The 18,364-nt window shown below is 70.3% G+C and carries 18 protein-coding genes; 10 read left to right on the top strand and 8 right to left on the bottom strand.

Annotated features, from left to right (window positions below; all coding sequences use genetic code 11):
- Nucleotides 1-79: 79 nt before the first annotated feature.
- The gene (locus tag IF22_RS0114875) at nt 80-982 is read right to left on the bottom strand and encodes a tetratricopeptide repeat protein (RefSeq protein WP_030332317.1); all 903 of its coding nucleotides are present in this window, start codon (nt 980-982) and stop codon (nt 80-82) included.
- Nucleotides 983-1,059: 77 nt separating this feature from the next.
- Nucleotides 1,060-1,947, bottom strand: a complete 888-nt coding sequence (locus tag IF22_RS0114870) for a helix-turn-helix domain-containing protein (protein WP_051708477.1) — start codon at nt 1,945-1,947, stop codon at nt 1,060-1,062.
- A 237-nt stretch (nt 1,948-2,184) separates the two neighbouring features.
- Here IF22_RS0114870 and IF22_RS0114865 point away from each other — a divergent pair, with 237 nt between their 5' ends.
- The 3 genes from IF22_RS0114865 (at nt 2,185) to IF22_RS0114855 (ending at nt 4,158) form a co-directional block, all read left to right on the top strand.
- The gene (locus tag IF22_RS0114865) at nt 2,185-2,922 is read left to right on the top strand and encodes an SDR family oxidoreductase (RefSeq protein WP_030332313.1); all 738 of its coding nucleotides are present in this window, start codon (nt 2,185-2,187) and stop codon (nt 2,920-2,922) included.
- 24 nt (nt 2,923-2,946) lie between these two features.
- The gene (locus tag IF22_RS0114860; RefSeq protein ID WP_030332311.1) at nt 2,947-3,249 is read left to right on the top strand and encodes a hypothetical protein; all 303 of its coding nucleotides are present in this window, start codon (nt 2,947-2,949) and stop codon (nt 3,247-3,249) included.
- A 138-nt stretch (nt 3,250-3,387) separates the two neighbouring features.
- Nucleotides 3,388-4,158, top strand: coding sequence for an IclR family transcriptional regulator (locus tag IF22_RS0114855; protein ID WP_030332309.1), 771 nt, complete (start codon nt 3,388-3,390; stop codon nt 4,156-4,158).
- A 263-nt stretch (nt 4,159-4,421) separates the two neighbouring features.
- On the opposite strand, the gene IF22_RS36160 is transcribed toward IF22_RS0114855, so the two are convergent.
- On the bottom strand, nt 4,422-4,544 hold the full coding sequence (locus IF22_RS36160) for a hypothetical protein (RefSeq protein ID WP_280940604.1): 123 nt from the start codon (nt 4,542-4,544) through the stop codon (nt 4,422-4,424).
- A gap of 68 nt (nt 4,545-4,612) precedes the next feature.
- Between IF22_RS36160 and IF22_RS0114850 the strand changes: the two genes are divergently transcribed.
- Nucleotides 4,613-6,043 carry an extracellular solute-binding protein gene (locus IF22_RS0114850; protein WP_030332306.1) on the top strand — a complete coding sequence of 477 codons (1,431 nt, stop codon included), beginning with the start codon at nt 4,613-4,615 and terminating at the stop codon, nt 6,041-6,043.
- Nucleotides 6,044-6,171: 128 nt separating this feature from the next.
- Nucleotides 6,172-8,079 carry an ABC transporter permease gene (locus IF22_RS0114845; protein WP_245233626.1) on the top strand — a complete coding sequence of 636 codons (1,908 nt, stop codon included), beginning with the start codon at nt 6,172-6,174 and terminating at the stop codon, nt 8,077-8,079.
- Between the two features lie 112 nt (nt 8,080-8,191).
- Here IF22_RS0114845 and IF22_RS0114840 read toward each other — a convergent pair whose 3' ends face one another.
- The 3 genes from IF22_RS0114840 to IF22_RS33090 all read right to left on the bottom strand — a co-directional run bounded on the left by IF22_RS0114840 (nt 8,192) and on the right by IF22_RS33090 (nt 11,023).
- The gene (locus IF22_RS0114840; protein ID WP_030332302.1) at nt 8,192-8,803 is read right to left on the bottom strand and encodes a dihydrofolate reductase family protein; all 612 of its coding nucleotides are present in this window, start codon (nt 8,801-8,803) and stop codon (nt 8,192-8,194) included.
- Nucleotides 8,804-8,941: 138 nt separating this feature from the next.
- Nucleotides 8,942-9,835 (bottom strand): helix-turn-helix domain-containing GNAT family N-acetyltransferase, encoded by an 894-nt coding sequence (locus tag IF22_RS0114835; RefSeq protein WP_030332300.1) that lies wholly within the window; start codon nt 9,833-9,835, stop codon nt 8,942-8,944.
- Between the two features lie 27 nt (nt 9,836-9,862).
- A complete protein-coding gene (locus IF22_RS33090; RefSeq protein WP_051708475.1) occupies nt 9,863-11,023 on the bottom strand; it encodes a low temperature requirement protein A in 1,161 nt (386 codons plus the stop codon).
- 182 nt (nt 11,024-11,205) lie between these two features.
- Here IF22_RS33090 and IF22_RS0114825 point away from each other — a divergent pair, with 182 nt between their 5' ends.
- The gene (locus tag IF22_RS0114825) at nt 11,206-11,670 is read left to right on the top strand and encodes a hypothetical protein (protein ID WP_030332298.1); all 465 of its coding nucleotides are present in this window, start codon (nt 11,206-11,208) and stop codon (nt 11,668-11,670) included.
- A gap of 49 nt (nt 11,671-11,719) precedes the next feature.
- Here IF22_RS0114825 and IF22_RS0114820 read toward each other — a convergent pair whose 3' ends face one another.
- Complete coding sequence (locus tag IF22_RS0114820) at nt 11,720-14,119, bottom strand: glycoside hydrolase family 65 protein (protein WP_081883828.1); 2,400 nt, start codon at nt 14,117-14,119, stop codon at nt 11,720-11,722.
- 168 nt (nt 14,120-14,287) lie between these two features.
- Here IF22_RS0114820 and IF22_RS0114815 point away from each other — a divergent pair, with 168 nt between their 5' ends.
- Nucleotides 14,288-14,917, top strand: a complete 630-nt coding sequence (locus IF22_RS0114815; protein WP_030332294.1) for a phosphatase PAP2 family protein — start codon at nt 14,288-14,290, stop codon at nt 14,915-14,917.
- A gap of 31 nt (nt 14,918-14,948) precedes the next feature.
- Here IF22_RS0114815 and IF22_RS0114810 read toward each other — a convergent pair whose 3' ends face one another.
- A complete protein-coding gene (locus IF22_RS0114810; RefSeq protein WP_081883835.1) occupies nt 14,949-15,626 on the bottom strand; it encodes a prepilin peptidase in 678 nt (225 codons plus the stop codon).
- Nucleotides 15,627-16,220: 594 nt separating this feature from the next.
- On the opposite strand from IF22_RS0114810, the gene IF22_RS0114805 reads away from it, so the two are divergent.
- From IF22_RS0114805 to IF22_RS0114795, 3 genes are read left to right on the top strand one after another with little or no spacing between them, the layout of a single operon-like run.
- Nucleotides 16,221-16,787 (top strand): hypothetical protein, encoded by a 567-nt coding sequence (locus tag IF22_RS0114805; RefSeq protein WP_030332289.1) that lies wholly within the window; start codon nt 16,221-16,223, stop codon nt 16,785-16,787.
- On the top strand, nt 16,781-17,704 hold the full coding sequence (locus IF22_RS0114800; protein ID WP_030332288.1) for a hypothetical protein: 924 nt from the start codon (nt 16,781-16,783) through the stop codon (nt 17,702-17,704). The genes IF22_RS0114805 and IF22_RS0114800 overlap by 7 nt, the downstream gene beginning before the upstream one ends.
- Entirely contained in the window at nt 17,701-18,363 is a 663-nt protein-coding gene (locus tag IF22_RS0114795) for an SAF domain-containing protein (protein ID WP_030332281.1), read from the top strand. The genes IF22_RS0114800 and IF22_RS0114795 overlap by 4 nt, the downstream gene beginning before the upstream one ends.
- Nucleotide 18,364 lies beyond the last annotated feature (1 nt).

The following is an 18,364-nucleotide window of genomic DNA, read 5'->3' as shown; positions in this document are numbered from 1 at the left end:
CGTCCGCCGGCCGCAGAAGGTTGCCGACCAGGCGGCGCGGGCGGCCCTCCTCCGGTGGGACCTGCGTGACGGATCGGTCTCAGGGCATGCGTGACGTGTCCTGGCTAAACGATCTACGGCCAGTCGTAGATTCTTCTGACAGGCGGCTGTGCCGTGCGCCGTGACGGAGCAGGAGAAGCCCGAAGACGCCCGATATCGCAACAGCGGTCAGGCCAAGGACGGCTGCGGTTGGGGCTCCTCGGGTAGCGCCGTAACCCGCGCCTGCCGCGACAATTCCGGCGGCGCTCGCCGCTGCCGACACCTGGTGCAGTGTGAGCATCGGGAGCACGCCGCGTGCCGACCACGTGAACACGCCTCTGACAAGGATGACGGTCAGCGCGACAAGGCAAGGCCACACCATCCAACGAGCGGCCGTCGACCTGCCCGTGTCTACCGCGAACCAACCAACCAGCGACACGATCGCGGCCGGGAGGATCACCAGGTGCATCGCGACGGCTAGGTTCCGGCGATGGAGCCCTCGATATTGCCTGGCCAGGTGCCTTGCAGGGGCACTGTCCGGATTCACGGTGAGCGCCCGATCGATGAGCTCCTTGAACCGCGCTACATCGCGATCAACCTCGACGACGTTCCGGGCGAGCAGGGTCAGCGCCTCGTGGTCGTCGGGTGCAAGCTCCACCGCGCGCTTCGCGTCGGCATACGACTCCCGGTCCCGCTTGAGCATGAGAAGAGCGAGCGCCCGGTAGCGGTAGGCAGCCACATCCTCGGGGTCGATGTCGATTGCTCGACCAGCCGCATCGACCGCAGCGGCATGGTCGCCGAGTCCAATCAGGGCGCCGGCGAGGCGGCGCCAGGCGATGGCGTCATCCGGGCGGGCGTTCAGGTGCTCGCGCAGCAGTTCGATGGCGGGCCCGAACTGCTCGGCCCGAACCAGCTCGCGCGCACGCGCGACCGCATCGTCGCCGTTTCCGGACTGCGGTTCCATGCCGCTGCTCCCTATCCCCGCCTGATCAGCCTGGCAGGCGGTACGCGCCTCTGATCGGCCCGACCCCTACATGGTCATCATGGCTCGTGCCTGTCGGCCGGGCGGTCGGGGGCTGCCTGGGATGGCTGACCTCCAGCCGCCGGCTGGGCCGCGATCACCCGATCTGCTGCCGCCAGGGCGGCCAGAGCCTCGGCGCTGTCCGGTTCAGGTGTGCCGACCAGCAGTTGTTGACCGGGAGCGTCGCGGACGTCGAAGGTCTGGTAGGTCAGCTCGACCCGCCCCGCCTCGGGGTGGTTTATGACCTTGAACATCCGGGTCAGACCCCGCACGGTCTGGTCTTCCCAGAGGGTGCGGAACGTCGGCGAGTCCCGTCGCAGGTCGGCCACGAGCGCCCGAATGTGGGGGTCTTCCGGGAAGCGGCCGGCGTTGAGGTGCAGGGCGTGTACGACGTTCTCGGTCAGGGACGGCCAGTCGGGGAAGACGGTGCGGGCCTGCGGATGCTGGAACAGCACCCGGACCATGTTGGTCGGGCCGGTGAACGGGGACAGCAGGGCGGCCGCCACGTTGTTGGTGGCCAGCACCTCGAATGCGGGATCGAGCACGTAGGCGGCGGCGGTGGGGAAGGCGTCCAGCAGCCGCAGCAGCGCCGGGTGCACGGAGTCCCGGGAGTTGTCCGGGCCGAGCCGGGGGTGGAGCCCGGCGAGCCGGAAGAGATGGCGGCGCGCGTCGGGGTCGAGGTGCAGGGCCCGTCCAATGGCGTCGAGCAGCTGTGCGGAGGGGTTGCGCTCCCGGCCTTGTTCGAGGCGGGCGTAGTAGTCGGCGCTCACTCCGGCCAGGACTGCGAGTTCCTCGCGGCGCAGCCCGGGTACCCGGCGGTCGCCGCCCCTGGGCAGTCCGACCTCTTTCGGGTCGACTCGCGCGCGGCTGGCCCGGAGGAATTCCCCGAGCCGGTTTGCATCGGGCATGTCGATCAGCCTAGGACTTCGGGCCGGAGTCTCCGGCCGCCTGGTGACTTCGCCGCCGGGTTGCGCCATCCGCAGGTGGAGAGCGCACGGGACAGAAAGCCCTTAAAGCGGATGAAAGGTACGCCGTGCCGGGGTGTGGCGCACCCCGGAAGCCTCGCCCTTCCAGGGCCCGCGTACCGGCCGGATTGTTGAGCTGCGGCGCTCGGGCAGCGGGCCCGACGTGCAGCAGGAGGATCAGTGGAAGACAGTCCCGGCTCGAAGATCGTTCTCATTACCGGTTCGAGCAGTGGTATCGGTGCGGCGACCGCCCGCCGGCTGGCCGCCGACGGCCATCACGTCGTGCTCGGTGCCCGACGCGTCGACCGGCTCGCCGCGCTCGTCGACGAACTGCGCGCCGCCGGTGGCACCGCCGAGCACCATGAGCTGGACGTCACGAGCCGAGACAGCGTGCTCTCCTTCGTCGGGGGCGCCCACGAACGGCACGGCCGCATCGACGTACTGGTGAACAACGCCGGCGTGATGGCGCTGTCCACCCTCGACGCGCTGCGGGTCGACGAGTGGGACCAGATGATCGAGGTGAACCTGCGCGGCACCCTGTACGGCATCGCCGCCGCGTTGCCGCTGATGCGCGCCCAGGGCACGGGACACATCGTCAACATCGGTTCCACCGCCGCCTACCGCGTCGACCCGACGGCTGCGGTCTACTGCGCCACCAAGTACGCGGTCCGGGCACTCACCGAAGGACTGCGCCAGGAGAGCCGGGACATCCGGGTGACCCTGGTGAGCCCCGGCTACACCCACTCGGAACTCGCCGAGCGGGGTGGCGACCCTGCGGTGCGGGCTGCCGTCCAGGCGGCGGCCGAAGAGCTGGGAATGCCGGCCTCGGCGGTAGCCGACGCGATCGCCCACGCGATCGCCCAGCCGGGCAGCGTCGACGTCAACGAGATCATCATGCGGTCGACCGCGCAGGGCTGACCGCGCATCACGAGGAGTGCACCAATGAGCGAAGCGCTTGAGATGACGACGTTCCGGCTCGTCCCCGGCCTCACCGGCGCCGACTTCGTCAACGCCAACGAGGACATCAACGACTACCTGCGGCGCCAGCCCGGCTTCCGGTGGCGTCGGATCGTGCAGGACGACGAGGGCACCATCACCGACATCGTCGCGTGGGACTCCGCCGCGGACGGCCGCCGCAGCGCCTCGGGGATCATGACCGAAATGGCCGATTCCCCGGTGCACGCCACCATCGACCACGCCACTGTCGACTTCCGGATCGTCCCGGTGCTGCGGCGCATCAGTTGATCCCGATCTGCCGGGACCACCCCTCCTGGACGACGCGTCCGAGACCTGGCGTCGAGGGCTGACGTCGATATCCTCTTCAGGTGCCGGCCCGTGTGGAGATCGTTGACACGGGCTCGGCACTGCGAAGGGACTATCGACATGCCCCGTGTGGTACCGGCGGTCAACCGCGCACTCAACGTCCTCGAGCTGTTCCTGGACTGCCCGCAACTGTCGGCGCGTCAGGTGATGGAGCGGCTCGACCTGCCCCGCACCACCGTCCACGAGCTGCTCGTGACGCTTGAGGCTCGTTCGTACCTGATCTCCGTACCGGGTCAGCCGGTGCAGTATCGGCTCGGCATGCCGCTGTTTCAGCTCGGCGCGGCGTTCGCGGGTCGGCTTGATCTGGTTCGGGAGGCGCAGTGCGTGGTGCGGGACGTGGCTGCCGCCTGCCACGAGGCGGTTCACGTGGCGGTGCTCGACGGCCCCGATGTCGTTTATCTCGTGAAGTTCGACAGCACGCACCCTGTCCGGATGGTTTCCGGGGTGGGGCGCCGGTTGCCGGCGCACTGCACGGCGGTCGGCAAGGTGCTGCTGTCGAGCCTCGATGAGGAGAGCCTGGACGCTGTCCTGACGAAGGGCGAGCTGCCGGGCATGACGCCGGAGAGCATCACCGACCCGGACCGGCTCCGCGAGCACCTCGATCGGGTCCGGGCGGAGAGTGTCGCTGTCGACATCGGTGAGTCTGACAGCGCCATGCGCTGCGTCGCCGCGGCGATCCGGGACCATTCCGGTGCCACCATCGCCGCGATGAGCCTGTCCGCACCGATCATCCGCTGGACGCCGCAGGCGCACGTGGAGTGGACGGGGCTGGTTCGCGAGGGCGCGGCCGCGCTGTCGGCGCGCATGGGCTACCGGGCGCAGTCGCGGTAGTCGGCCTCCCGTTTTCGGTTCGAAATCACATCGAAACATTGACAGCTGTCTTGGCGCTGCTCTAGCGTCGCGACCACTCGATCCGGTATCTCGAACTCAGTTCGAAATCTCGAACGGTGGTGGTCTCGTGGCCCGACCGAACTGCAACGTCAGCGCAGCTTTCTCGGCCCGGTCGCCGATCGCCTCACCCTCGTCGCGCTACCCGACGAGCGGCGCGCGGAGTCTCTCGCGTGGCTCGCTCGGATGCCACGACGACGCGTGCGTCAGCGGACTCCCGACGGTGAGCGGCGGCGGGGCAACACCCGCCGCCGCAACCCCACCAACTTCGACAACGGGTACGCGAGCGCACTGATCGATGCGGGCGACGCGTCCGTGGTCGCCGTCATAGGCACACCTGGAGCACAGGCACGCCTTCGGCGTGCGGTGGTGCGGGGAGACAGAGGAGGCGAATTCCATGAACGACAACCTGGCGTGGTCCCGGCGTGGCTTTCTGGGGATGGGGGTGGGGGTGCTCGGCGCGGCCGGTCTGGCCGCGTGCGGGGGCACCTCCGAGTCCCCCAGCAAGGTGCAGCCGGACGTTCCGCAGGAACTGATCGACGCTGCGGCGTCGATGAAGGGTTCCTCGATGGGGATGCTGTCGCAGAAGCTCTACTCGACGGCGGCGAACGAAGCGCTCGACAGCTCGATCAAGAAGTTCGCCGACACCACCGGGACGAAGATCGAGAACAGTCTCGTCCAGGCTGACGCCGGTGACGTGGTCGCCAAGATCGACGCCGAGGTCAAGGGCGGGGTGGCCCGTGACCTGGCGTTCATGACCGACTCGCGGTTCGTCGCGCAGTTCCAGGCGCTGGGCGACCTGGAGGACGTGACGGACGTCGTCACGGCGTTGACCGCCAAGTACGGCGAGCCCTGCGCCGAGGCCAAGAACTTCTGCGTCTTCGACGGCAAGTGGTTCGCGATCCCGTACCACTTCATCGGGATCGGGTCGTTCCTGCGCAAGGACTGGATGCAGGACAAGGGCATCACCCCGAAGGACATCTACAGCTGGGAGGAGCTGCGGGACCTGTGCCTGGAGATCTCCGATCCGACCAAACGCCGGTTCGGCTGGGGGATGACGGTCAACCGCTCCGGTGACGGCAACGGCATGATCGAGGCGCTGATCAACGCCTACGGTGGGTCGATCGCCGCCAACGACGGCCGGAAGGTCACCTTCAACTCCCCTGAGACGGTGCAGGCGGTGACCTTCCTCGGCGACATCTACACCAACCCCAAGTACAAGCCGATGCTGCCGCCGGGGATCGCCAGTTGGACCGACACCAGCAACAACGAGAACTGGCTCGCCGGGATCCTCGGTTACACCCGCAACCAGTTCAGCGTCTACGCCGACTCCAGGACCAAGAAGAACCCGGTGCACGCGAACACCCACGTGTTCTCCGACTGCATCGGCCCGGCGACCGACAATCCGCTGCTGCTCGGCCAGTCGCAGGGCTTCGTCGTCTTCAAGGGTGCCAAGAACCCGGCGCTCGCCAAGCTCCTGGCGCAGTACCTGGTCAGCGCGCCCGCGCTGCTCGGGGTGGCGAAGGAAGCACCCGGCCTGGTGATGCCCGCCTGGGCGAAGGTCTGGGACGCCGACCCGTTCTTCACCAGCGGCGACCCGGCGTTCCCCATGCTGCGCAAGATCACTGAGTTGAAGCTGCCGCTGAACACGAAGAACGGCCTGGCCTTCCCGCAGAAGGCCAGCGCGGGCCAGCAGGCGGTCGGATCGGCCTACGTCCTGACCGACATGATGCAGCAGGTCGTGCAGGGCACGTCGCCGGCGCAGGCCGTGACGGCCGCCCACGCGAAGATGGTGCAGATCTTCAACCAGCAGGGGCTGCCGCAGTGAGCTCGGTCCGTCCTGCACGGGTCCCGACGGCGGCGAGGAAATCACCGCCGTCGGGGCCTGGCTCCCTCACGGCCGTCCAGCGGCGGCTGGGTCGCGACTGGCGACTCGCCGCCCTGTTCCTGGCGCCGATGGCCGTGCTGGTCGGCGGGCTCGTTCTCGTGCCGATCGCCCGGTCGATCATCACCAGCACCACCGAACGGCACGGGCAGGACAGCGTCTTCGTCGGCCTGGACAACTACCTCGCGCTCGTCGGCGACGACCAGTTCCACACCGGCGTGGTGAACTCGTTCGTCTTCACCGCGTACGCCGAGGTTTTCAAGGTCGTGCTGGGATTGGCCGCGGCCCTGCTGCTGCACCATCGCCGCCGTGGCCGGGCCCTGCTGGCCGGCCTGCTCCTGGTGCCGTGGGTGGTGCCGACGGTGGTGACGGCGTTCAGCTGGCGCGCGCTGCTCGACCCGATCTTCGGCAGCGTCAACACGCTGCTCACCGCCACCGGGATCGGGCCGCTGCTGGCCAGCGCGCACCTGGTCGACAGCTGGCCCGCGGGTTGGCTGTCCGACCCGTCGCTGGCCATGCCGTCGGTGATCCTGGTCAACGTCTGGAAGGGAGTGCCGTTCTTCACCGTGTGCTTCCTCGCCGGGTTGAAGGCCATCCCGGCGGACCTCTACGAGGCGGCGACCATCGACGGGGCCTCGGCCTGGCAGCGGTTCGCCAACGTGACGCTGCCCGGACTGCGCCACGTGATCACCGTGACGGTGACCCTGTCGTCGATCTGGACGTTCAACAACTTCGACCTCATCTGGTTGCTGACCCAGGGTGGCCCGGGCGACGTGACAGCGCCGTACGTGCTGATCGCCTACTCCAAGGCGATCCTCCAGCTCCAGTACGGCGCTGGGGCGGCGGTCACGCTCGTCATGCTGCCGATCATCGGCGGGCTGGTGTTCGTCCTGGTCCGGTTGTTGCGTCAGGACAGCAACATCAAACTGCCCCGCCGACGCCGGGCCGCACGATGGATCGGAACCCATCGGTGGACCGGTCCAGCCCGCAGGGCCCTGCCGTGGGTCATCACGGCGCTGGTCACCGGTCTGCTGCTCTGGGCATCGCCGGAGATCTTCTGGAAGGCGGCGGTGGTCCTCGGGGTGATTCTGCTGGTCGCGGCGGTGGTCGGCCGGGTCGTCTCGACCCTCCAGTCGCGAGGTGGCCGCCGGTCGTCGGCGGCGGTGTCGGGCGTCGGGTCCTGGGTCGCGCTGGCCGGTCTGCTCTTCTTCGTGCTCGGCCCGCTGTACTGGATCGCCGTCACGGCCTTCAAGTCCGAGGGCCAGGTCGTCATGCGTACCGACGACCTGTGGCCGACGCCGTGGACGCTGGAACAGTTCAGCGCCCTCTTCGCCAACCAGCCGTTCGGCCGCTGGTACCTCAACACTCTGCTGGTGTCGGCGGCGTCCACCGCGGTGGCACTGGTCTGCGCCGCCCTGGCCGGTTACGCGCTGGCCCGGCTGCGGTTCCGCGGGGCGCAGAGCTTCACCGTCACGGTGCTGCTCACCTACGTGATGCCGGGCGCGCTGCTGTTCATCCCGCTGTACCAGATGCTCATCGGCGCTCGACTCACCGACTCGTTGTGGTCGCTGGTGGTGACGTACCCGACCTTCACCCTGCCGTTCGCCACCTGGCTGCTGGTGGGGTACTTCTCGTCGATCCCCATCGAGCTGGAGGAGGCCGCACTTGTCGACGGTTGCAGCCGCGTCCAGGCGTTCGGACGGGTGGTGCTGCCGCTGGCCAAGCCGGGGCTGCTGGCTGTCGCGCTCTTCACCCTGACCAACGCCTGGAACGAGTTCCTCTTCGCCTTCGTGTTCATCACGAAGGACGAGTACAAGACGCTCCCGGTGGGGATGCAGTCGATGATCGCCGGAGACGTCGTGCCACAGGGACAACTCGCCGCGGCGTCACTGCTCGTCAGCATCCCCGTGGTGATCATGTACGCCCTCGGGCAGCGCTTCCTGACCGAGGGACTCACCGCGGGGGCGGTGAAGGGCTGATCCGTTCTGGCCGCTGGTGCCGTCGGCGACCGGCAGCAGCGGCCAGACCGGACTGCCTACCCGCGAACCTGGCTACGGCCGGGGCCCCGGACGGTAGGACCGCATCCACCGCTCATGCGGGCTCGTCTGCGGCCTCGGTGCGGGTGTAGGTCAGGAAGAGAGCGCCACTGCCCAGGACGGTGTGGTCGGTCAGCCGCCAGGTACGTGGGGCGAAGACGGCGTCCCGGCCGAACAGCGGGATGCCGGCGCCGATGGTCAGCGGGGCGAGTTTGACGATCAGCTGATCGATCTCGGGATACAGGGCACCGGCCAGGGCACCACCGCCGATCACCCAGACGTCCTTGCCGTCGTGTCGCTTGAGCTCTCGTACCGTGGCGATCGGGTCCTGGTCGACGACCTCGACGGCCGGATCCGGGCTGCTGCCCAGCGTGCGGGAGAACACCAGGTGGCGCAGGTGGGGGTACGCGTCGGTGACGCCGGCCTTCAGCCCCACCTCGTAGGAGTGGCGTCCTTCCAGCACGGTGTCGAACCGGCTGCCCTCGTCGGTGATGCCGAACGCCTGTCGGGCCGGGCCGGGCAGGGTCTCCGGGTACTCGGCGACGAGGTGGCGCAGGTAGTCCTCCGGAACGGGCCAGAAACCGCCGGGGCCGGTGGGGTCGGCGCCGTCGGGGCCGGCGATGAAGCCGTCCAGGGTGGTGGCGATGTAATACACAAGCTTGCGCACTAACGACTCCTCGCGTGGGTGCCGGGGGCTGTTGTTCGCTCCGGCACCCACCAGCCTGCCCAGCGAGGCGGCGGTCTTCGAGGTCATTTTCGGTGCCGTGCCATCAGGTGGCGATCGATCCTGACCACTCGATCGGGTCTAGGCCAACCGCTTCTCGAACCAGTGGTGGGCGTAGTGCTCGGTGTTGTACGCCTCGATCTCCCGGTAACCGGTCGCCCGGTACAGGGCGATCGCCTCGGTGAGGTTGCGGTTGGTGTCCAGCCGGACGGCGGTCGCGCCATGCTCGGCGGCGTACCGTTCCAGCTCCCCCAGCAGCCGCCGCCCGACGCCGAGGCCGCGTACGGTGTCCGCCACCCACACGCGTTTGATCTCGGCGGCCTCGCCCCGGTGCAGTTTCACCCCGCCGCAGCCGATCGGTTCGCCGTTGAGGGTGGCGAGCAGGAGCACACCGTTGGGCGGGGCGAGCGCATCGTCGTGCAGCGGCTTGCTCAGTGCGGGGTCGAACCCGTCGTCGAGTCGTCGGGCGATGTCCCGGACGTAGGCCCGGAGGCAGGCACGGGCCCGCGGGTCGCCCGGCGGGCAAGGCTCGATGACGACCATCGACCCGACGAGCAGCCGTTCCACCTCGGCCATGGCGGTGACGAGTCGTTCCCGGCGGTGTTCGGTGAGCGGTTCGAGGATCGAGGCGGCGAGATCGTCCGAGCGCTGATCGAGGTCGGCCCACTGGGTCCGGCCGGCGTCGGTGAGCGTGGCGACACGTACCCGGCCGTCGCCGCCGGTCCGGTCGACCGGACCGACGGTGATGAGACCGTCGTTCTCCAGGGTGCGCAGGAGCCGACTGAGGTGTCCGGAGTCCAGGCCGAGCCGGGTGCGTAGCGCGGCGACCTCGGCACCGGCGGGGCCGATCTCCCAGAGCAGTCGAGCCTGCCCCAGGGGACGGCCCTGGGCCATGTACTCGTCGTCGAGCGCACCCACCCGTTGGGTGACCGTCCGGTTGAACCGCCGTACGGCGGCGATGAGAGCCGAGTCCATACACCTGACCTTAGTCAGGCTTATTGCCTACGCACCAGATCGGTGGCGGTAGGACCGGATGCCGGCGTGATCGAGGACGACCACCACCAGCACCACAGTGACGGCGACCGCGCTGACCGCCACCAGCGGCAGCCGCAGCACGGCCGCCGCGCCGGCCAACACGAACAGGGCGGCGACCCGGGGCCAGGAGAGCCGCCGGTGGATCGTCGCCGAGAAGAGGATCCGCCCGACGAGGAACAGCGTCGGGCCGCTCAGAATGACCACGACAGCGGTCGTGTCACCGGTCCGTAGGGGGTGGACGATGCTCAGTTCGGCGCCGACGGCGGTGACCACCAGCCCGGCGATCATCACCAGGTGCAGGTAACCGGTGATCACGCCGAGGCGGGCCGGATCGGCGCGCTCGATGGCCGGGCCGAGGCGCTGGCCGGCAGGCGTGACGTAGAGCAGACCGATCAGCACGGCGAGGGTGAAGACCAGCAGAAACGCGACGGTCTGTGAGAAGTGCAGATCGGTGCCGGCGTACGACAGGCCGGCGACCAGGACGAGTTCGCCGAGCGCGATGATCATGATCTGCTGGTACCGCTCGGCGAAGTGCTCACCGGCCAGGTGCAACTCCTCCCGCGTGGTCCGGCCCATCCCGGGTGTGGGGTAACCGAGCCTCGGACCGGTGAGGTCGAGAGCGAGGGCGAGCAGCCACAACGGCACCCGCCACTGCGGCAGCAACCCACCGGCGAGCCACGGTACGGCCGAGACGCTGAACCAGCACAGGATCCGCAGCGTCCGAATCTGCCGCGGATGACCGCGCAACCCGACAGCGGTCACCACCCCACGGGCAATGTGCACCGAGACGTACGCGGCGGCGAAGAGCAGCCCCCGCCCGTCCAACGCCTGCGGGATCGCCACCCCGGCCAGCAGGGTGCCCAGCGCGGCGCCCACCAGCAGCCACCGCACCGCCGGGCTCTGCGGGTCGTACCAGTCGGCGAACCAGGTGGTGGGCACCCAGATCCACCAGACTCCGGTCAACAGCAGGGCGGTGTGCAGCGCGCCGACCACTGTGAGGTCGTGCAGCAGGTGGGCGGCCAACTGGCTGAGGACCAGCACGAACGCCAGATCGAAGAACAGCTCCAGGAACGAGGCGCTCAGCGGCGAGTCGCCGCCCCGCAGCAGCCGCTCGGGTCTGCTCGCCATCGGCGCTCCTCCCGCTGGCGCACGGCCCCTGCGTCCGTCGTACCACCCGAGGCCGCGCACCGGAGCCGAAAGCGGTCAGCCGCGTAGCGACGACCCGCTGACCCCTCGTGTCGTTGATCCGGCTGCGCCCATGGTCACCGCTGACCACGGTGGGGGCACCGACTCAACGAGGAGGGAAGCCGATGACCGCTCAGCGCGAAACCGTGCAGGTCGACAACGACCTGTTCCGCGCCGTGTACGACTCACCCGCGTCACTGCCCGGCCGACACCGCTGGACCACCCCCGAGTCGGACGTCCGGCGGCTGGAGAAGCTGCTCGGCATGCCCGCACGCAGCATCGGCGCCCCGCTCTGGGTCAGCGGCGACGAACCCGACTGCCCGAAGTGCCGCCGGCGGATCACCTGGTATGACATCGTCTCGTCGGCCCTCTCCGGCCTGCACGACAAGACCATGATCGCCACGGTCATCCTCGGCGAACGCAAGTACGTCAACACCGAGATCCCGGACGCCATCGCCGGGGTGCGCTGCTCCGACTGTCACACCGCGATCGACGGTCTGCGCAGCTTCAAGTGCCACAACTGGGCGTACGCCTTCGAGGACCTGGCGGCCGTCCGCGAACGGATGGCAGGTGGTCCCGCGCCGATCTGAGCCGAGCAACGGACCCGAGACCACCGCGCGACAACACCAGCGAGGCGGCTCAGTCGGCCGAGCGGCGGGTGGGGCGGCGGCCGGGCGGGGAGGGCGGTTCCGGGCCGGGGTCGGGCACCGGCGGCATCGGCCGGGTGACCGGCTCGGTGCCGGTGACCCGCAGCGACTCGCCGTGGTGCCACAGCTCGATCTCGGCGTCGCCGGTGGCGTCGGGCAGCTCGTAGCGGGCCTCCGTCGGAGTCAACGTGACCCGCAGCCGGTGGCCGCGCCAGCGCAGGCTGAACGCCAGCCGGTCGATCCGGCGCGGCAGGCGGGGGTCGAAGGAGAGCACCTCGCGGTCGTCGCGCAACCCACCGAAGCCCTGCACCAGTGCCAGCCACGCGCCGGCCAGCGAGGCCAGGTGCAGCCCGTCGGCGGTCTTGTCCCCCAGGTCGGCCAGGTCCTGCAGCACCGACTCGGCGAACAGGTCGTACGCCAGGTCCAGGTGCCCGACCTCGGCGGCCAGCACCGCCTGCGGGGCGGCCGACAGCGACGAGTCGCGGACCGTGCGGGCCTGGTAGTACGCCAGGTTGCGCGCCTTCTCGTCGGCGCTGAACTCACCGGGGCGAAGTTGCATGGCCAGCACCAGGTCGGCCTGCTTGACCACCTGCTTGCGGTACAGCTCCAGGTACGGGAAGTGCAGCAGCAACGGGTAGTCGTCGTCGCCGGTGTTCGCGAAGTCCCACTCGGGTTGCTCGGTGAAGCCGGCGGCCTGCTGGTGCACCTCGCGCTCGCTGTCGTACGGGATGGCCATCGCATCGGCGGCGGCCCGCCAGCCGGCCACCTCGTCGCGGTCCACGCCGAGCCGGTCGGCCACCTCCGGATGCCGCTCGGCGGCGTCCGCCGCGCCGCGCAGGTTGCGCCTGGCCATCAGGTTGGTGAAGACGTTGTCGTCGACAAGCGCGGCGTACTCGTCCGGGCCGGTCACGCCGTGCAGGTGGAAGCCGCCGTCGCCCGACCAGTGGCCGAAGCCGTGCCAGAGCCGGGCGGTCTCCACCAGCAGTTCCAGCCCCGCCTCGGCCAGGAACCGCTGGTCGTCGGTGGCCGCCACGTAGCGCAGCACCGCGTCGGCGACGTCGGCGTTGACGTGCAGCCCGGCGGTGCCCGCCGGCCAGTAGCCGGAGCACTCCCGGCCGCCGATGGTGCGCCACGGGAAGGTCGCGCCGGCCAACCGCAGCTCGGCGGCCCGCTCCCGCGCCTCGGGGAGGTGGGCGCGCCGCCAGGTCAGCGCCGACCGGGCCACCGCCGGGGCCAGGTAGGTGAGCACCGGCAGGACGTAACTTTCGGTGTCCCAGAGGACGTGACCGTCGTAGCCGTTGCCGGTCAACCCCTTGGCCGAGATGGTCCGGTCGCAGTCCGGGCGACCGGCCTGGATCAGGTGGAACATCGCGAACCGAACGGCCTGCTGAAGCTCCGGATCGCCGTCGAGCCGCACGTCGGCGACCTGCCAGGCCGCGTCCAGGGCGGCGCGCTGGTCGGTGAGCAGGGCGTCGAAGCCGTCCGCGCGGGCGGCGTCCGCCTCGGCGGTGACCAGGGCGGCCAACTCGTCGGCGGGCGTCTCGTCGACCGCCGCCCACTCGTAGGCGGCGAACTTCGTCAGCCGCAACCGCTCCCCCGGGTGCAGACGACCCGTGACGGTCAGCCGTACCCGGTCCGGGGTGCAGTCGCCGGTGGTGGTCACCGTGTCCGGCCCGTCCAGCAGGTGGCTGACGGCGACCGCGACGCGTTGGCCGCTGCGCTCGGTGCGGTGCACCAGCACGCCGTCGAGGCCGGTCGCCTGGTACGTCTCGGCGGTCAGCGGGTCGGTGGGCACCGAGGCGGCCCGAGGGTCGTCCGAGCGCTCCGGCACCTTCTCGTTTGCCAGCAGGTCCGAGCAGACGCGCAGCTCGACGGCGGTGTCCAACGGCTCGACCTCGTACCGGACGGCGGCCACCGGGCGACGCGGCAGGGACACCAACCGGGTGCTGCGCAGGCGCACGGCCCGACCTGCGGGTGAGATCCACTCGGTCTCCCGAGTCAGCACGCCGGCGCGCAGGTCGAGCACCCGTTCGTGGCGGCGCAGCGTCCCGGTCCGGAGATCGAGTGGCTCGTCGTCGACCCAGAGCCGGATCAGTGTGGCGTTCGGTGCGCTGATGACGGTGTCGCTGGCCGACGGGAACGCGTACCCCTCCTCGGGGTAGCTCAGTTCGCGCCGCTCGTGGAAGCCGTTGACGTAACTGCCCGGCATCCCGCACGGAGCACCCTCGTCGAGCACCCCGCGCCAGCCGATCCACCCGTTGCTCAACGCGAAGATCGACTCGGTCTCGCCGAGCCGGTCCTGGTCGGCCGCTGTGCGCCGGATCCGCCAGGTCTCGTCGTCGGCCAAGCCGGCGGTGGACTGCGGTTGATCGGTGGTCGAACCGGTTTGCACGAAGTCTCCTGTCGGCCGATGTCCTGCACCAGCCAACCAGAGCCAGCTGGACGAATCCTGGACGAAGGTCGCCAAAGCCACTCGACCTTCGACAGCGGCAGTGCCCGCTGCCGCGTTCCTAGGGTGTCCCCCAGGTGAACGAGGTATGAACGTGAAGTGAGGTGATGCATGGTCGACAACGGCAGCGTTGACGTTCCGGAGATCAGCGCCGAGTGGTACCGCGACGTCGTCGACGCCGCCGCCGGCAGCCCAGAGCCGGTGCAGTGGTTCGTCGGACACGCCACCGAGGGGGTGATCCTGATACTCGGCGCGCTGCTGCTGATGGCCGCGCTGAGCCGCCGGTCCGGCGGCCCGCACGACCGGGCACTCGCCCTGATCGCGCCGCTGCCGGCCATCCTGGCGTACGTGGGCAGCGAGTTCCTCAAGACCGTGGTGGACGAGGAGCGCCCCTGCCGGACCATCGGCCGGGAGATCATCGCGAGCGCCTGCCCACCCCCGGGCGACTGGTCGTTCCCCAGCAACCACGCCACCATCGCCGGCGCGCTGGCGGTCACCACGTTGCTGCTCTCCCGCCGCCTCGGCCTGGTCGCGTTGCCCCTGGCCGCGCTCGCCGCCTTCTCCCGGGTCTTCGTGGGCGTGCACTACCCGCACGACGTGATCGCGGGGGTGCTGTTCGGCGCCCTGGTCGCCGTGGTGATCACCCCGTTGCTGGCCCGCCCGATCGGCGAGGTGCTGCGTCGGCGGGCCGACCGTCAGGACAGCCCGGTCCCCAAACTGGCCGGCCGCTCGCGACAGTGACCGGCGACCCGGCCGGTCGCCGCCCGCCGGGTCAGGCCGCCAGCAGGACGGCACCCACCGTGCCGAGCAGCAGGAACGGGCCGAACGGCAGGTGGCTGCTCCAGTTGGCTCGGCGGGTGGCCAGCAGGCCCAGACTCACCACTGCGGAGAGCCCGAAGGTGAGCAGCATCCCGAACAACAGCACCGGCCAGCCGTACCAGCCGAGCAGCGCCCCGACGCTGAGCGCCAGTTTGGCGTCGCCCAGCCCGAAGCCGCGGCGGCCGAGCAGCACGGCGGTGCTGGCGAAGAAGAGCGCCAGCCCGGTGCCGCCGGTGACGGCCCGCAGCCAGTGCCCCGGGTCGGCATCGAGTGCGGCCACGCCGAGCAGCAGCCAGGTCCCGGCCGCCGCGGGGAGGGTGAGCCGATCCGGCAGCCGGTGCACGGCCAGGTCGACGAGGATTGCCGGGATCGTCCAGCCGAGCCACCAGATCAACGCCGGCAGCGCCCCGTCCGACGGGCCGCCGACCGCCAGCAGCACCACCGCCGCGAGCACGGCCACCTCGACGGTGCCCGGCGGTGAGCCGACCCGGGCGCGACAGTGCCCGCACCGGGCCGCCGGGCCCAGCGCCGGCCAGGGGCGGGTCAGGCCAACCGGCGCGCCGCAGGCGTCACAGCCGGTCCGGCTGGGCAGACCCGGGGGTACGGCGAAGCGCAGCGCGGCCAACCGCATCAGCGGACTGACCGCGAGGATCGCGAGCACGGCCAGCCGCGACCTCGCCACGGTGAACACGGATCGTGATCGAGGGCTCGCTGTGGTGTGACGGATGGCGCGGAAAGCGACCTGCCGACCCGAGCCGGCGGGGCTGCTTTCGACCGCTTCGGCGTCGGGCGGGGCGGCCCGCTGATCGGTCGGCGACCCCGTTCGAATGCCGGGATGACGCCACGATGTCCCACTCCCGCGACCCGTGGCGAGACTCCGATGAGCCCGTTCGACCCAGCGACGCCCCATCAACAACGACCTTTCGCTCGGCCTTCGCTCCGGGCGCGGTGCGGACACCCGCCACCACCACCTGTCATCACGCAGAGTGTTCACTTGAATTGCCTCTGTTGCATTGGCGAGCGTCAGCCTATGCTCGCCCCTTGGGTGTGACGCAAGCCTCACCTTGGCCATCGGACGACACAGGAACCTGAATTCGCAAAAGATCCGTAACGGTGAATGCCGAAGCGCAATGAACGGCTCCGGATGTGCTGATCCGGGCGCGCTTCCGCATGCCCGGCGGCGGTGAACAGTCACCGCCCCGGGCGACCACGAGGAGGCTCGACGGTGCGCGGACGGCAGCTCAGAAGAGCGGCAATCTGCCTGCTGGCGATCGTGGCGGCAATACCGGCCACCGCCTGCGCCAACGGACGGGAAACTGTCGAACGGCCGACCGCGGCACGCGACGACGGGCACCGGACCAATCCCGACGTCGACCGGCACGCTGCCGAAAAGGCGGCGCTTGACGCGTACTCCGGTTATCTCACGGCCTCCCGTAAGGCGGGCCAACGCAGTGATCCGCGTTCGCCGGAACTGTCCCGGTTTCTCGCTGATCCACTTCTGACTCGGGTCCGGGTGTCCATTCGCGAGGCTAAGGAGCACGGCGCCATGCGTACCGGAACGGTGAAGTCCGACCCGACCGTGACCGCCGTCAGCCTGGACGCGAAACCGGCCACCGTGGAGATTCAGGACTGTCTCGACACGACCGGCTACCGGCTGGTCTACGCCAAGGACAAACGTCCCGTGCCGGGCAGCGGCGGCGGCCGGCACCTCTCCACCGCCACCGCAACCCGGTACCCGGACGGCCGCTGGTTGATCAACTATGGCGCGACGCACCGGGACCAGCCGTGCTGACCCGGTCCGGGACAACCCGGCGGGCACTCGCCGGGATCGGCCTCGCACTCCTGCTGGTGCTCGGTGCCACACTGCCGGCCACCGCCGCTCGACGGGCCGACCCGGGGGCCGGTTGCCCGCCCGATCAGCCCGACTGCAGCGTCTGGGACGACGAACCCGGCAACCCGGGCGGTCCCGGCGGCGGAGACGACGGTGGGGGTGGAGACGGCGGTGGCGGCGGGGGCGGTGTCTGCCAGTGGAACGGGCGGACCATTCCCTGCTACGACGAGGACCTGGGCTGGTTCAACAACGGCGACGGGTGCTACTACAAGCTGACCGAGGGGCCGACCGAGCCACCCGAGGGCGAGCAGTGGTACCTGCAGACCTGCAACGGCGGCGACCTCGGTGCCCAGGACGTGGTGACGCTGGCCGACCCGCCGGCCGGCTTCGGCGCACCGCCGAACCCGGAGGAGCTGGCCCGCCGCGCCCTGGCGTCGATCAAGCTGCTCCCGGCGCCGCTCAGGGTCGCGCCCCGCAAGAGCATCGGCCCCGGACTCGTCGGCCTGCCCGTGTGGATGTGGGCGGCACCGAGCACCAGCTACTTCGGGCCGCTGACCGCGTCCGCGTCCGACCGGGACGTGACCGTCTCCATCGAGGCGAAGGTCCGCGAGATCGTCTGGGACATGGGCAACCAGGAGCAGGTCTCCTGCGACGGCCCCGGCACCCCGTACGACCCGAAGGGTGACCGGGCCGGCGGCACCTCCCCGGACTGCGGCTACGACAAGGGCTACCAGAAGGCCGACACCTACCAGGTAACCGCCACCACGTACTGGACGGTGACCTGGAGCGGCGGCGGCGAGAGCGGAGTGATCCCGGTGACCCGAAACAGCGGCACGGTGCCGATCCAGATCAACGAACTCCAGGTGGTGACCCGATGAGCCTCGCGACCCGCAACGGGACCGGATCCGTGGACGCGCCCGTCAACCCGCCCACTGTGGTCCGCCAGCGGCGGGTCCGCCCCGGGCTCCTCGGTCTCGCCGTCCTCCTGATCGCCCTGGGCGGGCTGGGTGCGGCGTTCGCGGTCACCTCGGTCCGGGCCACCGGCAGCTATCTGGCGGTGGCCCGCCCGGTGGAGGTGGGCCGCGAGATCAGCGCCGCGGACCTGGTCACCGTGCAGGTCGCCGGCGGGCAGGGGCTGCGCCCGGTGCCCGCCGGACGGCTCGACGAGGTGGTTGGCAAACGGGCAGCTGTCGCGCTGCTTCCGGGCACGCTGCTCACCCTGGGACAGGTCACCGACGACCCGCTGCTCGGCCCCGGCCAGCAGCAGATCGCGCTGGGTCTGAAGACCGCCCAGGTGCCGGCCCGTGAACTGCACCCCGGCGACAAGGTCCTGCTGGTCAGCACCCCGGACACCAGCACCAACGGAGACCCGCCCGCCGCCGCCGGCACCCGGTTCCCGGCCACCGTCATCGACATGGTCAGCCCCGGCAACGACGACAAGGTCCTGTACCTGGCGCTGCTCACCCGTGACGTGCCCGCCGTGGTGGCGCTCGCCGCACAGGAACGGCTCGCCGTCGTGCTGACCGAGGCGGCCTGAG

Origin of the sequence: Micromonospora parva, assembly GCF_000718515.1 — a bacterium.
Lineage (GTDB): Bacteria > Actinomycetota > Actinomycetes > Mycobacteriales > Micromonosporaceae > Micromonospora > Micromonospora parva.
The sequence above is the reverse complement of the archived record's forward strand: the minus strand, read 5'-3'. Positions and strand labels throughout refer to the sequence as shown.

Coding starts and splice junctions, on each gene's coding strand:
- IF22_RS36160 (WP_280940604.1), bottom strand. CDS start 4,544: ATGACGGCGACCACGGACGCGTCGCCCGCATCGATCAGTGCGCTCGCG.
- IF22_RS0114795 (WP_030332281.1), top strand. CDS start 17,701: ATGAGCCTCGCGACCCGCAACGGGACCGGATCCGTGGACGCGCCCGTC.
- IF22_RS0114875 (WP_030332317.1), bottom strand. CDS start 982: ATGGAACCGCAGTCCGGAAACGGCGACGATGCGGTCGCGCGTGCGCGC.
- IF22_RS0114860 (WP_030332311.1), top strand. CDS start 2,947: ATGAGCGAAGCGCTTGAGATGACGACGTTCCGGCTCGTCCCCGGCCTC.
- IF22_RS0114850 (WP_030332306.1), top strand. CDS start 4,613: ATGAACGACAACCTGGCGTGGTCCCGGCGTGGCTTTCTGGGGATGGGG.
- IF22_RS33090 (WP_051708475.1), bottom strand. CDS start 11,023: ATGGCGAGCAGACCCGAGCGGCTGCTGCGGGGCGGCGACTCGCCGCTG.
- IF22_RS0114825 (WP_030332298.1), top strand. CDS start 11,206: ATGACCGCTCAGCGCGAAACCGTGCAGGTCGACAACGACCTGTTCCGC.
- IF22_RS0114815 (WP_030332294.1), top strand. CDS start 14,288: ATGGTCGACAACGGCAGCGTTGACGTTCCGGAGATCAGCGCCGAGTGG.
- IF22_RS0114835 (WP_030332300.1), bottom strand. CDS start 9,835: ATGGACTCGGCTCTCATCGCCGCCGTACGGCGGTTCAACCGGACGGTC.
- IF22_RS0114855 (WP_030332309.1), top strand. CDS start 3,388: ATGCCCCGTGTGGTACCGGCGGTCAACCGCGCACTCAACGTCCTCGAG.
- IF22_RS0114845 (WP_245233626.1), top strand. CDS start 6,172: ATGGCCGTGCTGGTCGGCGGGCTCGTTCTCGTGCCGATCGCCCGGTCG.
- IF22_RS0114870 (WP_051708477.1), bottom strand. CDS start 1,947: ATGCCCGATGCAAACCGGCTCGGGGAATTCCTCCGGGCCAGCCGCGCG.
- IF22_RS0114810 (WP_081883835.1), bottom strand. CDS start 15,626: ATGCGGTTGGCCGCGCTGCGCTTCGCCGTACCCCCGGGTCTGCCCAGC.